The sequence below is a fragment of the Xanthomonas sp. LMC-A-07 genome (assembly GCF_030208825.1).
GTDB classification, from domain to species: domain Bacteria; phylum Pseudomonadota; class Gammaproteobacteria; order Xanthomonadales; family Xanthomonadaceae; genus Xanthomonas; species Xanthomonas campestris.
On the sequence record NZ_JARVTF010000005.1, the window covers coordinates 18,750 to 33,906 of the forward strand.

At 61.5% G+C, this 15,157-nt stretch carries 12 protein-coding genes; 5 read left to right on the top strand and 7 right to left on the bottom strand.

Annotated elements, in window-relative coordinates:
* The first annotated feature begins 1 nt into the window (after position 1).
* Positions 2–1,657 (top strand): chemotaxis protein CheA, encoded by a 1,656-nt coding sequence (locus QRM89_RS03070; RefSeq protein ID WP_012438327.1) that lies wholly within the window; start codon positions 2–4, stop codon positions 1,655–1,657.
* A gap of 285 nt (positions 1,658–1,942) precedes the next feature.
* Here QRM89_RS03070 and QRM89_RS03075 read toward each other — a convergent pair whose 3' ends face one another.
* The gene (locus QRM89_RS03075; RefSeq protein WP_285447259.1) at positions 1,943–3,052 is read right to left on the bottom strand and encodes a serine hydrolase domain-containing protein; all 1,110 of its coding nucleotides are present in this window, start codon (positions 3,050–3,052) and stop codon (positions 1,943–1,945) included.
* Between the two features lie 213 nt (positions 3,053–3,265).
* On the opposite strand from QRM89_RS03075, the gene QRM89_RS03080 reads away from it, so the two are divergent.
* Positions 3,266–3,388 carry a hypothetical protein gene (locus tag QRM89_RS03080; protein ID WP_285447565.1) on the top strand — a complete coding sequence of 41 codons (123 nt, stop codon included), beginning with the start codon at positions 3,266–3,268 and terminating at the stop codon, positions 3,386–3,388.
* A 227-nt stretch (positions 3,389–3,615) separates the two neighbouring features.
* Here the strand turns inward: QRM89_RS03080 and QRM89_RS03085 are convergent, their stop codons facing one another.
* From QRM89_RS03085 to QRM89_RS03100, 4 genes are all read right to left on the bottom strand, one after another.
* Complete coding sequence (locus tag QRM89_RS03085) at positions 3,616–5,094, bottom strand: XVIPCD domain-containing protein (protein WP_285447260.1); 1,479 nt, start codon at positions 5,092–5,094, stop codon at positions 3,616–3,618.
* A 15-nt stretch (positions 5,095–5,109) separates the two neighbouring features.
* Entirely contained in the window at positions 5,110–5,727 is a 618-nt protein-coding gene (locus QRM89_RS03090; RefSeq protein WP_285447261.1) for a hypothetical protein, read from the bottom strand.
* An 86-nt stretch (positions 5,728–5,813) separates the two neighbouring features.
* Positions 5,814–6,230: a SymE family type I addiction module toxin gene (locus tag QRM89_RS03095; protein WP_104564616.1), complete on the bottom strand. Its 417-nt coding sequence runs from the start codon at positions 6,228–6,230 to the stop codon at positions 5,814–5,816.
* A complete protein-coding gene (locus QRM89_RS03100) occupies positions 6,227–6,571 on the bottom strand; it encodes a hypothetical protein (protein ID WP_285447262.1) in 345 nt (114 codons plus the stop codon). Before QRM89_RS03100 ends, QRM89_RS03095 begins: the two co-directional genes overlap by 4 nt.
* 452 nt (positions 6,572–7,023) lie before the next feature.
* Between QRM89_RS03100 and QRM89_RS03105 the strand changes: the two genes are divergently transcribed.
* Positions 7,024–7,803 (top strand): hypothetical protein, encoded by a 780-nt coding sequence (locus tag QRM89_RS03105; protein WP_285447263.1) that lies wholly within the window; start codon positions 7,024–7,026, stop codon positions 7,801–7,803.
* Between the two features lie 54 nt (positions 7,804–7,857).
* Here the strand turns inward: QRM89_RS03105 and QRM89_RS03110 are convergent, their stop codons facing one another.
* Together QRM89_RS03110 and QRM89_RS03115 are read right to left on the bottom strand one after the other, a co-directional pair.
* Positions 7,858–9,177 carry a hypothetical protein gene (locus QRM89_RS03110; RefSeq protein ID WP_046345927.1) on the bottom strand — a complete coding sequence of 440 codons (1,320 nt, stop codon included), beginning with the start codon at positions 9,175–9,177 and terminating at the stop codon, positions 7,858–7,860.
* Positions 9,178–9,473: 296 nt separating this feature from the next.
* Positions 9,474–12,575 carry a TonB-dependent receptor gene (locus QRM89_RS03115; protein WP_285447264.1) on the bottom strand — a complete coding sequence of 1,034 codons (3,102 nt, stop codon included), beginning with the start codon at positions 12,573–12,575 and terminating at the stop codon, positions 9,474–9,476.
* A gap of 859 nt (positions 12,576–13,434) precedes the next feature.
* On the opposite strand from QRM89_RS03115, the gene QRM89_RS03120 reads away from it, so the two are divergent.
* Together QRM89_RS03120 and motD are read left to right on the top strand one after the other, a co-directional pair.
* On the top strand, positions 13,435–14,175 hold the full coding sequence (locus QRM89_RS03120) for a flagellar motor protein (RefSeq protein ID WP_228427326.1): 741 nt from the start codon (positions 13,435–13,437) through the stop codon (positions 14,173–14,175).
* A gap of 7 nt (positions 14,176–14,182) precedes the next feature.
* Positions 14,183–15,157 (top strand): flagellar motor protein MotD, encoded by a 975-nt coding sequence (gene motD / locus QRM89_RS03125; protein WP_012438310.1) that lies wholly within the window; start codon positions 14,183–14,185, stop codon positions 15,155–15,157.

The window sequence follows — 15,157 nt, forward strand, 5'->3', positions numbered from 1 at the left end:
CATGAGTGCTGTTCCAGACGATATTGCTGCCGATTTCATCGTCGAGGCCCAGGAAATCCTGGATCGCCTCGGCGAACAGCTGGTGTCGCTGGAACAGGCGCCAGACGAAGCCGACCAGCTCAACGCGGTGTTCCGCGGCTTCCACACGCTCAAGGGCGGCGCCGGCTTTCTGGCGATCAAGCCCATGGTGGAGCTGTGCCACGCCGCCGAAGAAACCCTCGGCATGGCGCGCTCCGGCCAGGCGGTGCTGCAGGCGCATCACTTCGATGCCGCGCAGCAGTCGCTGGATTATCTGCAGGCCATGCTCGATGCGATGGGCTCGGGTGACCCGGTGCCGCATGCACCGGCCTCGCTGATTGCGCAGTTCGATGCCAAGAGCGGCCCGCCGGCGGTGAAATCCGCGCCCAAGGCCGCGGCGCTCGCCGCGGTGCCCGCCGGCCAGGCACCGGCTGCCGCCGGTGCCAAGGCCGCGCCCAAAGCCGCGGCCAAGAGCGGTGGCGCCGAAGCCGAACAGACCGTGCGCGTGGATACCAAGCGCCTGGACGCCATCGTCAACCTGATCGGCGAACTGGTGCTCTCGCGCAACCGGCTCAAGACCTTGCGTACCCGCTTGCGCGACGAAGAACTCGACCGCGCGGTGAGCACGCTCGACATCGCCACCGCCCGCCTGCAGACCGCGGTCATGCGCACCCGCATGCAACCGGTGAGCAAGGTGTTCTCGCGCTTTCCCAAGGTGGCCCGCGATGTGGCGCGCACCCTGTCCAAGGAAGTGGAACTGGAACTGATTGGCGCCGAAACCGAGCTGGATCGCAACCTGGTCGAAGCCCTGGCCGACCCGCTGGTGCACCTGGTGCGCAATGCGATCGACCACGGCATCGAATCACCGGCATTGCGCGAAGCCACCGGCAAGCCGCGTAGTGGCCACGTGCGCCTGTCCGCACAGCAGGAAGGCGACTACGTCAGTATCGAAATCCAGGACGACGGTGCCGGCATCGACCCCGAGCGCCTGCGCGAAATCGCCCGCAACAAGGGCCTGATCGATGCAGAAGCCGCCGCGCGCCTGAGCACCGACGAGTGCTTGCATCTGATCTTCATGCCCGGCTTCTCGACCAAGGCCGAGGTGACCGACATCTCCGGCCGCGGCGTCGGCATGGACGTGGTGCAATCGCGTATCCGCGAGCTCAGCGGGCAGATCCAGATCCAGTCCGAACTGGGCCGCGGCAGCCGCTTCATGATCCGCGTGCCGCTGACCCTGGCGATCCTGCCCACCCTGCTGGTGCAGGCCGGCGAAGCGGTCTACGCCCTGCCACTCGCTCGCGTGGTCGAGGTGCTGCATGCCCCGCAGTCCTCGCTGGGCTGGTTCGACGGCCGCGCCGTGCTCGATCGCCGCTCGCACACCTTGCCGCTGATCGATCTGCGACGCTGGCTGGGCGTGCCCGCCGAACAACCGCCGCTGCTGACCGTGGTGCTGCTGCAGGCCGGCGAGACCCGCTTCGGCCTGGTGGTGGACCAGGTCCGCGGCCGCGAGGAAGTGGTGATCAAGCCCCTGCCCCGCGCCCTACGCGGCCTGCCCGGCTACGCCGGCGCCACCCTGATCGGCGACGGCCGCATGGCGCTGATCCTGGATGTGGATGGGCTGCGTTCCAGCGATCATTGATTTTCGGGATTGGGAATTGGGGATTGGGGAATCGGGAATCGGGAATCGGGAATCGGGAATTGGGAATCGGGAATCGTCAAGACGATCCTGGCTGCCTGATGAAACGACAACGGCCGCGTACTGCGGCCGTTGTCGTTTCACTAGCAGCATCGCTGCCGATTTAAGCCGCTACGCGCGCAAGCATGGGCGCGATCGTTTGGCGACGGTCGGGCTGCCGTGGAAGTGAACCTGGAAACGTTATTTCCCATCCAGCTAATATTTAAGCATCTTAAACCAGCCCGGGTTTTAGAAAAACGGGGGAACATGCGAGCCAGCTGGCGCAAGCGTCCCAAGCGCGATATCGTCAACTCCAAAACCCGATGTTTTGTTGATAAACGCGATTGCGGCGACGCGCGTGTCGGCGTTGAAGCCCATGAAGCTACGAACGCCGCCGCCATTTCCATTGCTCCAAGCTATGCTCTGGCCATCCGGGTGGACCTTCCGCCAGCCGATACCCATTCTGGTATCGGCATTATCGCCGGGCCTATCTACGGTCAGCATCATTGAAGCCGCCCGCGAGAGGGGACCGCTTTCTTTGTTTGTCCAAAGTGTCATGAATTTCGACAGGTCCTTCACCGTCGAAAAAAGGCCGCCTGCCGGCGCAAGCGCACCAAATTCCCAGGGTTGAGCCGAGTGGAAGTCCGCATCGTAACCCCAAATTTCGCGGTGCTGCATCGCCGTTGATAGAGTAAGCGTAGTCTCGTCCATACGAAGCGGTTCAAGAATGCGAGCTCGCAAGAGCTCAGCATACGTTTTGCCAAGGCGCTGTGACAACGCGTAACCCAATAACGCGTAGTCAAAATTCGAGTATTCAAAACTCGACCCCGGTAAGCGCGTGAGATGGACACGACCTAAATCAGCACAAAGATCGCTCTCGGTGTAACCGGCGTAGGGGTTGTCTTGACTGAGGCCGGTGCGACTGGATGGCCGAAGTGGTAGCCCACTCGTATGAGTGGCTAAATCGAGAAGCGTGATCTCATTCCCGTCGAAGGTGGCGGGAGGAACTGCAATGTACTTTGATAGTGGATCGACGAGATTCACTTCACCCCGCTGAACGCAATCAGCAAGTAATAGTGCCGTGAATATCTTGGTTAGCGAGGCGATCTGAAATACTGACCGATCATTCGGCTGTTGGAGTTTACCTAGGCCAACCGTTCCGTAGTGGAAGGTCTTCAATTCGCCTGCGCGCACCACCCCCAATACGGCCCCGGTGCCCTGCTTTTCCTCGGCTACGCGACGGCGAAGGGCCGAGGACACGCTATCAGCTGCAATTCCGGGTTTGGCAAAGCTACGCATCGGCAGGGCCATGGATAATGCCGCAGCCAAAACAGTGCGGCGTTTAATTGAGGCGACCATTTTTACTCCTCACTCCAACATCAGCGTTTGAGCCATGCAGAGGGTATCACCCTATTCGGACAGATGCTTCCTGTCCGCATACGCGACGTCGTATGGTGTCGCCACCTCGAAAGACAGAAATCTCTCGCCGGTTTGGTGATACGGCTAAGGGGCGGGAATCGCTTTAGCTGCTTCGAAATAACAGTTCAATAACAGCTCCAGATTTACTTCTTCGTGATCAAACCCCTACCCCACGCCCTGCGCGGCCTACCCGGCTACGCCGGTGCCACCCTGATCGGCGAGGGCCGGATGGCGCTGATTCTGGATGTGGATGGATTGCGCTCTAGCGATCATTGATTTTCGGGAATCGGGAATCGTCAAGACGATCCTGGCTGCCTGATCTAACGACAACGGCCGCGTATTGTGGCCATTGTCGTGTCATTACCAGCATCGCTGCCGATCTATGTCGCTACGCGCGCAGGCATGGGCGCGATGGTTTGGCAACGGCCAGGCTGCCGTGGAACTGAACCTGGAACCGTTATTTCGGACCGTTATTTGGACCCCGTTATCTCGTTGCGAAACACTCAGCGCGTCATCGACGGACCAGCCTGGCTGACGGCTTGCTGGGACTGCTCGAGCGCCTGCTGCTGTTCGCGCGCCTGGGCCTGAGTCTGGTTGATTGCCTGCAGGCGATCGAACGACTGGGTCTCTGGTGTCTGCACGGCGTCCATGGTCGACATATGGGCACGCTGGTGAGCCGGGTCGTTGAGGGCGCCCTGAACGACGAAGACCTTCTCGCCGCCCGCCAGCTGAGCCGTTGGGTTGTTGAGCACCACATGATCCACCCGCGACAACCCTTCCTCTTTTGCCAGCGCAAGCAAGCTGGCTGTCATGCGTTCGCTCGATGCATCCCACTGCCTGCCATGTGCGCTATCGAGCTTTTGCACCCCGCCTCTGATCTGCTGGTAAAGCGGGTGATCCGCATGGCCTGGGTCTGACGGAAGACGCTGAGCTGAGGTCCCTTGCGATTGGGATTCACGTGCACGGAGCTCCTGCTCCAGCTCTTGTGCAGAGATCGGCGAGACATGCAGATGCGTGTTCTTGCTGTGCTGGAACAAGCCCGGCGTCGGGGGCTGGGTGCTGCTGTCCAGGTAAGGCATCGGGCGCGTGGTGCTGCCCAGATCAATACCATTACGTTCCAGCGCATCCTCTTTGAAGCCAAGCCGTTGCAGGTTAAAGATCATCGGTTGTTCAGGCGTGCCAGGCTGCGCCTTGTTGTAGTGACGCTCAAAGATGGCTGCGGTGCCGATGACCCAGGGTCCGTAGTGGTTGTGATAGTCAGATAGGCCGCCATAACCGATCTGCGTATCCTGTGCCGGCTTATCGAAATAGTTGACACCCATGGCCTCGACATTTGAAGGCGTGGCTGGCATTGACAAGTCTTGGTTCAAGGAAAGATTTGGCTTTAAGGTATAGACAAGGCCCTGGCTTCCTGCAGCGGTATCGATGAAGTCACGCATCCGTCCTGGGGCCGCACGATAGATATCCTCCAAGGTCGGCTGAGGTGTACTGCCCTTCACCCTGCTGAGGGTGGCGTTCCAACCCGCGATCTCTGCGCGTGATTCATCCTCGCGGTTGTTCGCAATGACCTTTTCAGCAGCGGACGTATAGTCGTGGGTGGTACGTGCAATCGTACGAGCCTCAGTCATGAATTGCTGCCTTGCAGCCTCCGCATCCGGACTGAAGGTGCTGTGCTGCAACTCGTGCCCAAGGACAAAAGTCAGATCCCCCGGAGATGGGGGAGCAACTCCATTGGGGCCCACCAGCTTTGTCAGCGGCAACTGGATTGAATGGCCAATGGGATCAAACGAGCCTCCAGCATGCGGATCAGTGAGAGGCTTGAAGCTGGTCACCAGCTTTTGATCAACTGCTTCGTTCAGCTGACGCGTAAGTTCCGGCGAATCGGTTAGAAGCCGCCTCAGTTGATCGACGTGAGGTTTGGTAACTCCAGGCTCATTGCCGAAATCATTCAAAACTTTCAAAGCATCAGGACTGAGTGACATGTCCGCTCCTTGGACTTAACGGATGTAGACCCATTCGACGCATTTGTGCGCCACTAACTCTTGCGGTTCCGCCGCCTCACCTCGCGGAAAGACCTCTACTCGCATTCCTGGGCGCGTAAAGAAATCACTCATCCAGCGCCCGTCTTCGACGATGTTGCGCTCACGCGCAAATCCCATCTGCTCAAGCTGCTGGGTAAAACGATCAAAGTCCAGGCGACAAATTTCGGTCATCGCAGGCGATGCACCGGCCACATTGCGATCGAAGCGGAATTCGAACCATCTGCCATCAAGCTTGGTTTCATCGACTCCAAATCCATAACTCCAATCCTTAGTGAGCGGGCCGAAGGCCCGATATCGGCGTTCGTCGCCTTTCACGAACTGAACCGCCTGCCCCATCGTGGAACTCAGACGCTCGGGAGTGAAGTCGGAGATGTTCTGGCTGCCCTTGATCAACATAAGCAGCTGACCAAGCAAGCCTTCCGCAGTGGGCTTGTTAGGCGGCACAGTGGTAGGACTGGATGAATTCATGGCAGATGTCTCCGTGACGGTTGCCGGTGCTGGGGTGGCCGCGGTATGGGCACATGCGCCCAGAGCGAGGGTGGCGAGCAAGGCGTAGAGGGGGCGCGCGATCATGAAGCGTCCGTTGTGCGCTGGTGTGGCTGCGACGCTAGTGGTATCGGGCACCGAGGTCAATCGCAAGGCTTCTGGCAGCCGCCGCATCATCGCCGCACGCTACGCGCCTTGGCCGGCACTTCCACCGGCGGCAACACCTCCATCAGCAGTTGCCCTTCGCTGGCGGTGATGCGCAGCTTGGTACCGATGGCAAAGCCCAGTTGTTCCAGCCATAGGCCGCTGAGGCGGACGTGGGGCACGTGCTGGTCGCCGGCGTGGTCGTGGGCACCGGGGTAATGGGTGTAGCTGACGGTGCATTGGCGCGGGCGGCGGGCGCGGCGGGGTGCGCGTAGCGTGCCGGGGCCTTGCGGGGAGGCGTCCGGGTCGGGCGGCAGCATCGGTGGCAGCTTGGTGCGGTCGGGTTCCACCACGACCCACTGCACCCGCTTGGGCGGCGCGGGGCGCGCACGCGTGCGGGTGGGCCGTGCGCTGGCAGATGCCGTGGGTGGGCGGCGGCGTGTCATAGCGCCTCCGGCTGGTGGCGGGTGATGGATGCGGCGACGCACTGCTGCATCCCCAAAGCACTGCGTACGAACCGGCGGCGCGAGGTGTGCAGCAACACAGCGAGCTGGCGACTTAGCGGATACGCCGGATGGTCGCTCGCCTGCTCAACAGCTGCGCGTGCGACGAGCCGGCGCAGCACCTCGCCCACATCCCACCGCAGGTGGTGAGCGGAAGCTGGCAACAGATCAACCGGCACAGATGCCGGCATGGATGGTGCGGTAGACATGGCAACGCCCTCCTGGAACAACCCAAGAACCGCCGCCAACGGCGACGGGATGTCGGGAGGTTCGAAACCGCTCATAGCCGGCGGGCGTATTCCCCTTGCGGGTGTTGTATTAGCCGCCCTCCCGACACAGGCATTGCGTCGGCTTGCACCTGCAGGATGCAGGCACAAAAAACCCACCGGTTTGACGGAGGTGGGTACCGCTATGAGAGGAGTTTCGACGCTCCTTGGGCCTAGATTGCAAGTACACGGCCTGGCGTGTCAATCCACGCTGGCGGGTCTCGCGCGGCTGTGTGCGCCGCTGGCGCAGTTCCATACGGGCCACGCAAGCCGAACGCCGTCGTCTGATAAGTGCACCTGACTCCATCACGGTTATTCGATGATCCGAGAGCCGGAGCGTCGCGCCCATACCGCCGCGTGGCAGGCATGAAGGGGTGATTTGGCGAATGCCAGGCTGCAGTGGAAGTGAACCTGGAACTGAAGTTTTGCTGGAAGTGAACCGGGACAGGCGTGCGGGCGATAGAGTGATGATGAAAATCTTTGGAGAACGCATGAGCGATGCAATGGAAGAGGTGGACACCCCCGAGAAGCACATCGAGCGGATCGATGGGTGGATCCGGGCTCTGACCAGCGAAGCGCATTTTCAGGACGAGCGAGTCCACCTGCTCAAGCCTTTGGTGTTGGACGCCGATGTCCAGGCGGCCATGAAAGCCAAGCTGGACAAGACGAGGGGTGTGATGCTTTGGAATCACCTGGCCCCATTGCTGGGTCAGGACTACATCCGAGACTTGTCTCGGTTGTTCCTGGACAAGGGAGGGAAGACGGGCAGCCTGACCAACATCTGGAAGAAGCTCCAGGTGCCTGGCATGCGCGAGCACTACCGAGACAGTTACAGCCGGATGTTCGATGAGCTTCAGGCGGCGCCGATTGAGGGCATCAGTGAAGCAACCGTTGAAGCATGGCGCCAGCGGGATCGCGACGCGAACGCTGCCCAGTTCGACGAGAAGTGGGCAGCAATTTCTCAGGCCATGGCCGACTTGGACGTCGACCCGCTTGCGCTAAAAATCAAGACGTTTCGCGACAAGCACCATGCGCACATGGAAATGCAGCCCATGGGGATGGAGCCAAAGCCGTTTGACATCGGTTCGCTGGGGCTGACCTTCAGCGGCGTTTTTGGCTTCGGTCAGCGATGCCAGCAACTGCTCGCAGACCTGGGCGTCCTGCTGACCCACACCCACTGGGAGCCGGATCAGTTCTCGGACATCAGTGCCGAGAGCGGCAAAGCGTTGTGGATGACGCTGGCTGATTAGGACATAGCCGGCGTCAGCAAGGAGGTTTGAGTGTTCAACTCAAGCGATAGCGAATCACCATTCGACCCTCCAAACGCCGCCCCCTGTGCAAGTTCCACAATGCAAGACGGACTTCCAATCCTCCGATCCGATGACGCGGGCAAGACCTTTTTTTGCCTTGTCAGCGCCGTTGGAGGACTGCCAAGAAGTATGGCTGCAATCCTTGGTCTGCACCATCTTGTCTGCCTTTCCCGCATTGGCAATCTTCTTGTAGAAGCGAACCTCTCCCTTCGCGGGAGCATCGTTATCTTCATCGTTCGAAGCCCCTTCGTTACCTTGCCCAATTTCGGCAAGCATGGCCGACTGCTGCAGCTGATATGAAAGGATGCGATTGCGGTATTCGGCTTCCTCGAGCTTTTGCTTCAGATCATCAATGGAAGCCTGAAGTTGCTCAATGCGCTCTTCGGAGCTCTTTCGGACATCGTGAAGCTCCTTGGAGGCTGTGAGCTGGGTAAGTTCCTTGATCCTTTTTGGTGGCGCGATTGAGACAGCGGTTGCAGATAAGATCAGGTTGCGCAGCTTGTTCTGAAAGCGCTTTGCGTAGAGGGCATCCTCATCCTCATCCTGAGGAAGCAGGGCCTCTTCGGTCCAGACAAAAGATTTGGGCATCTCCTGCTCGCCGGTCGCAGGCCAATAGAGGCGGATGGCCCCCAAGTAACAAGAGTGCCTTTTCCCCACCTTGGAACTTAGTAGCTTTGATCCCGCGTCCGTGATACGGACGACTTCGGCCGCGCCGATCAGATCTCGTGCAAGCTTCTCGGAAATGCCTGGCCATGCCTCTTCACCCTTATATTCAGAAACCAATACAAGCGGCACCTTCCTAAGTTGAGGGTCCCTGATATGGTCGACGAAAGCGGAAATGTCCGCTTCGCTGTCTATGGCCGTCGCGTCCCTAGAAACATCTATGCCTGCATATTTCCAGTCATCCTTAGAGGCTAAAAGATCACGAATAACTGATGGGCAGCGGGCGTCTGTGTAGGCATTGAGGATAGCTTCTTCGGAGCTCGATGCGGAGAGCGCGCAGAAGATTGTGCTGGATCCTCCGGAGCAGAGGGCGAAAATGTTGGTTGAAAAATCTAGCCCCGAACTGGATTTCTCGTCTAGGCTGTATGCGACCAACTCATCCCCGTCGTGGTCATGCTTTGTGATGGTATAGACGCCGGTGTTGTCCATCTGAGTCTTGGAACGGAAAAAACCCTCGGTTTCTAATGGCGCTTCAGCCCCTTTCTTTACCAGCCACTCCTCAATGATTCCAATCGCCTCAGCGTGACGCTTTTGGGCGCTCGCAACGTCACTAGCAGGAGATGTGAAACTATATGCAGCTAGTTGGCGCATCCTTTTTAAGCTCCTTTGCGTAATGACCCACATGCATGCTAACCGTGCGCGGGCCCAACAAGAAATAGTCGAACTTCTCCCTTCATCCTAGGCCAGGATGGCTTGCTACGCCACTGTAGGCGATTGTCTTGGTGCGACGTTTCCCCGGTGGGCCTTCCATCAAGCCTGGTGAAATAACGGCTCCGAAATAACGGTAGGAAATAACGGTTCCAGGTTCACTTCCACTAGAGCCCGGCTATCGCCAAACCATCGCGCCCATACCGCCACGCGGCAGGCATGGGCGCGACACGTTGGCGCTAGAACTTGTAGGTCAGCCCGAGGTACGCCAGCCGGCCTGCGTATCCGCCGGTATAGAAGCGGGCGCGGGTGTCGTCGCCCAGGTGCGAGCGGGACTCCTGCTTGGTCAGGTTCAGCACCGAGGCGGTGAGGCTGAGCGCCGGGGTGATGTTGTATGCCGCGTTCACGTCGATCTGGTAGTACGGCTCCTCAAAGACGTTCAACCCGTTGACCAGGCCTTGCACCAGCTCGCCGCGACGGTTGTACGAGGCGCGCAGCAGCAGGCTGTCGGTCTCGTAGAACACGGTGAGGTTGGTCTGGTTCCTGGCGCTGCCCGGCATGGAGGTCTTGCCGGCCTCGGTGCCGTCCTCCAACCGCACCGCCGCCTTGCTGGCATCGTTGTAGGTGTAGTTGAACTGCATACCAAGTCCGAACGGCAGGGTGTGCTGCGCGTACAGCTCCACACCCTGCGAGACCGCGTCCTGGCCGCCGGCCTGGGTGCTGTAGTTCTGCACGGTGACCGGTTGCCCGTCGACCATCATGTTCACGTCGCTGATCACGTCGACCGCGAAGTTCTCCACGTTCTTGCGGAACAGCCCCACACCTGCCACCGAGCCCGGCTGGAAATACCATTCCAGCCCCAGGTCGAACTGGTTGGCCTTGTACGGCTCCAGGTTCTTGTTGCTGCCCGAGCCGTACCAGCCCTGCTCGCTGGCACCGCCGGTCAGGCGCCGGTCGGCAACGTACTCGGGGCTGTAAAACTCCAGGCTGCCGGGCGCGGCGATGTCGTTGTAGCTTGGGCGTGCGATCACCTTGGCGGCTGCCGCGCGTAGCAACAGGTTTTCGGTCAGATCGTAGGCCAGGTTGAAACTCGGCAGCACGTCGGTGTAGTTGCGGTCCAGCCCGCTGACCACGAACGACTCGGTGCGTTGCACGCTGTCGGCCAAGCGCCAGTAGCCTTCGGTGCCGCAATAGGTGTCGGCCGGCGCGCCGCCGGGCGTGGCGGCGCCCTGCTGGCAGGCCAGCGGATTGCCGTCGGCGCCGTCGAAGAAGTAGTCGTTGTAGGCGGTCACCTTGTCGGTGGACTCGGCACGCTGGCCGGTACGCGCCACCCGCACGCCGACGTTGCCACGCAGCCGCTCGGTGTGGAAGTTGAGCTGCAGATAGCTGGAATAGATCTCTTCGTCGACGTTGTAGACGAAGTTGTCTTCGCTGCGGGTCTGCATCGCGCCGTAGGTCTGGTTCAAGTAGCCGATGTAGCCCGGGAAGTTGATCGCCGGGAACGCGCTGGCGTTGACGCCACCGGCCAGGTTGTCCTGCGCGAACAGCAGGCCCGGCGAGAACCGGGTGGCGATGGCATTGCAGCGCCCGTTCCAGTAGCGGTTGTCGTAGTCGCTCGGGTCGGTGCCTGGGCACACCCAGTAGTTGTTGCCGGTACTGCGGTGGATGCCGCCGTCGCGACGCTTGAGGCCGAACTGCAGCGAGTCGACGACCTCGCCATCGAAATGCCAGGTGGTATCGATCTGCGCGTACTGCTGCTGATTGGTGTTACGGGTCCAGGACGAGCCGGTCGAGCCCAGGTCGACCTGCAGGATGCCGTCGCGCAGGTTCTGCATCAGCTGCGGCGAGAATGTCATGGACGGCGTGCCGGTCAGGTCCCAGGCGCTGGCGAAGTTGCCGTTGGTCCAGCTGCCGTCGGCGTTCTGCAGGCGCGGCTTGATTGGCAGGGAGAACTGCAGCTCCGGCCCGCCCTTGGCCCAGGTGCGGCCCGCCTTGAACGCCACGTCCACCTGCTCGCCACGCCATTCGCCGCCCAGGTCCACCGTCTGCGACTGCGATTTCTCGATGTTGTAGCTGCCGGTGATCTGCGGGGTCGGCACGGTGCAATCGTCCGAGCCCCAGCCGCCCGGTGGCAGGCCGGCCGCGGCGGCCTGCGCCTCGCTGCAATAGTAGGTCTTGCCCGGACGCAGGCTGTAGGCGGCGCCAGTGACGATGGTGCCGCTGGGATCGAACTGCAGACCGTCGAGCAGACGGCCGCCGCGCCAGTTGCCGTCGCCGTTATAGCGGGCAATGTTCCACTCGGGAATCTTGATGGTATTGGTCTGCGAGTCCTGCGACAGGTCGAAGCGGAAGTAGTTCGCGGTCAGCGTCAGGTCGTCGGTCGGCTTGAACTGCAAGGTCAGTTGCCCGCCCTTGCGTTCGCGCTCCTCGCGTTTGGCGTCCAGGCTGACCGCTGTCGGCATCATGAAACCGGTGGAGTAATTGCCGTCCTGGTTCCAGAAACCGGTACCGCCCCACCAGTTGGCGTTGAAGTCCGACGGATTTCCGTTCACGTCGACCGCCGGGCCGACTTCGTCGCGGCCGTACCACTGCCAGCTCTCGGTACTGGCATTGAGCGTGCGCGCGGTACGCTTCTGCTGCGTGTAGCCAACGAAGACACCGAAGCGGTTGTCCTTGTCGTGCCACGAGTACGAACCGGAGAACTGGCCGTCGGTCTTCTTGCTGGTATCCGACCAGGTGCCCTCGGCCGAGACGAAGCCGGAATGTGGCTCCAGTTCCAGCGGGCGCCGCGTCTGCAGGATCACCGTGCCGCCGATGCCGCCTTCGTCGATGCGCGCTTCCGGGGTCTTGTAGAGCTCCGCGCTGCCCAGCAGGTTCGATGGCAGCAGCGTGTAGTTGAACGAGCGCGTCGGGTCGCCGTTGGACTCGGCGGTGGCGATGTAGTTGCCGTTCAATTCGGTCAGCACCAACTCCGAGGACAGGCCGCGCACACTGACGTTCTTGCCTTCGCCGCCGTCGCGGCTGATGACCACGCCGGGCACGCGCTGCAGCGCATCGGCCACGTTCTTGTCGGGGAACTTGCCCACGTCCTCGGCGGTGATCACATCGACCACGGCGTTGGCGTTGCGCTTTTGCTCCAGACTTTTTTCGATCGCGTAGCGGTAGCCGGTCACCTTCACCGCGTCCAGGTCCGTGGCCTGCAACGTGGCCTGGCCCGTAGGCGCCGGCGTGCCGTCAGCCTGCTGGGCGGAAACGCTGGTGGAGGCAGCGCTCGCGAACAAGGCGATGGCGATACCGGCGGACAGCGTGCTGTGGTTGCGTGCGAATGGCATGCAGTTCATTTCGATCGTGCTCTCCCAAAGATTGATCGGCCTCGGCGGCTTTGTATCGATCCAACGACCGGACAAGAACACCGCGCGAAGTCATGCAAAAATATCCGGCGCCATTGCGGCGTCCGGTTTCCCTGCTCTTCTCTCCCCTCTGCGCGGATGCGATTAGATCGTTCTAATGCCGTGGACGCCTAAGTAGCACAGCTCATGCGCCAGCGCATTCTGCCGCGCAGCAGGCCCGCGGCGTTGCAAGCGCCACGATGGCGGCCGGGCTCGCCACGCTTGCACGCGGCAAGGTAGAGCCTGCCTGCTGCAGCAACTTGATCGCAGCCTGCCAAACGCCCTCGCCCGCAACCAGGCGCAAACGGCTCACCAAAACGCCTGCACTCTCTCCATCATTTGCAACCGAGCTCAGCGAGAAGCAGGATCGACATGCGTGTTGGCACACTCCAGCACATGGCAACCGCACGACGCTTGGCTGCTATCGCCATCACAGGGATGTGCCGTGATGACGCGTCATAAGCAATGTCTGTAGCGCCGAAGATTCGATTCCCGGCCGCATGGCGCCCTCACCGAAACCTACAATCGACAGTCCGCGCCTGGACGTCCCCTCACCCCAACCCCTCTCCCGGCGGGAGAGGGGCTTGAGTGCCGAGTCGTGTCTTCTATGTCCGCCTCGGTAACGCAAGGGCTGACCTGAGGCACCACTGAGTTCATCGAGACCTGTTACGACCGAGAGACCGGTCCCCCGCCGCGCTACCGCTCTCAGCGCAGTCGGCAATTGAAGACCATCCCCCAGAACGACAACTTTCTGGCGCACTGGACCGGGCGCACCTATCAAGTCCGCCCGGCCTGGGCCGATACCGCTTCCATGGACAGACTCAGCCTCATTGGACTGGTGCTTGCGATCGTGGCGATCGTGGGCGGCAGCGTGTTGAAAGGTGCCGGCATTTCGTCGCTGTGGTCGCCGGCCGCCTTCGTGATCGTCATCGTCGGCACCGTGGCCGCGATCCTGCTGCACACCTCGCCGGCGGTTTTCCGGCGCGCCTTCAAGATTGTGCGCTGGGTGATCCAGCCGCCGGCCAGCGACCGCGAGCGGCTGCTGGGGCGCATCGTGGAGTGGAGCAATATCGCCCGCCGCCAGGGCCTGCTGGGCCTGGAAGATCAGCTCGGCCGCCAGGACGATGCCTTCCTGCGCAAAGGGCTGCAGATGCTGGTGGATGGCGTGGAGCCCGAATCCATGCGCCACATGCTGGAGATCGAAGTCGACAACCAGGAGCGCCAGGATCTTGCCGCCGCCAAGGTGTTCGAGGGCATGGGCATCTATGCGCCCACGCTGGGCATCATCGGTGCGGTCCTGGGGTTGATGGCGGTAATGAAGAACCTGGCCGACCCCTCCATGCTCGGCCACGGCATCGCTGCCGCGTTCACCGCCACCATCTATGGCATCGCCTCGGCCAATCTGCTGTTCCTGCCGGTGGCCGCCAAGCTCAAGAGCGTCATCCACTGCAGCACCAACGAGCGCGAAATGGCTATCGAAGGGCTGATCGCCATCGCCCAGGGCGAGAACCCGCGCAACATCGAGTCGAAATTGGCAGGCTACTTGCATTAGCCCCGTCATGGCCCGCCGTCGCAAACATCACGAAGACCATGGCAACCACGAAGCGTGGGCGATTCCGTATGCCGATCTGATGACGCTGCTGCTGGCGTTCTTCGTGGTCATGTACGCCATCTCCTCGCTCAACGAAGGCAAGTACAAGGTGATGGCGCAGGCGCTGACCACCGCCTTCGGTGGCTCGTCCAAGGCCGCAAGCCCCGTGCAGCTGGGCAACACCCAGAGCCTGGGCGCCGACTACGACCGCCCTTCGGTAATCAAGGCCGGCGCACCGATGGCCGCCTCCAACGGGCCGACCGACCCCACCATCCTGCCGTCGATGGCCGCGCAGATGCGCATGCCGGTGTCGCTGCGCAATCAGGCGCAGCTGGCACGCGCGCAGCGGCAGATGGATGCAGTGGCGCAGCAGTTGAACAAGACCCTGTCGCCGCTGATCGACAAGCAACTCATCACCATCCGCCGCCGCGATCTGTGGATCGAGGTGGAGATCAACAGCGACATCCTGTTCGTCACCGGCTCTGCGCTGCTGGCCGGGAGCGCGCGCGGCACCCTGTCCACCCTGGCGGCAGTGTTGCGCGATGCCCCCAACGGCGTGCGCGTGGAGGGCTATACGGACAACCAGCCCATTGCCACCGCGCAGTTCCCCTCCAACTGGGAACTGTCGGCGGCGCGTGCCGCCAGCGTGGTGCACCTGTTCGCCGATGAAGGCGTCGCCCCGCAACGATTGGCGATGGTTGGCTATGGAGAATTCCGCGCACGTGCCGATAACAGCACCGAGGCGGGACGGAATGCGAACCGGCGTGTGGTGTTGATCATCCTCGCTGACTCGGCTGGCTCACTCGCACCCGATCCGCCATCGCAGATCCATGCGACCGCCGCCGGGGCGCCGAAGCTTCCCAAGTCTGACGGCGGCCAAACGGCCGTCACCACCGAAAGCGGCACAAGTTCCGTCCCCGCCGTAATTGAAGGAGTGCACTGA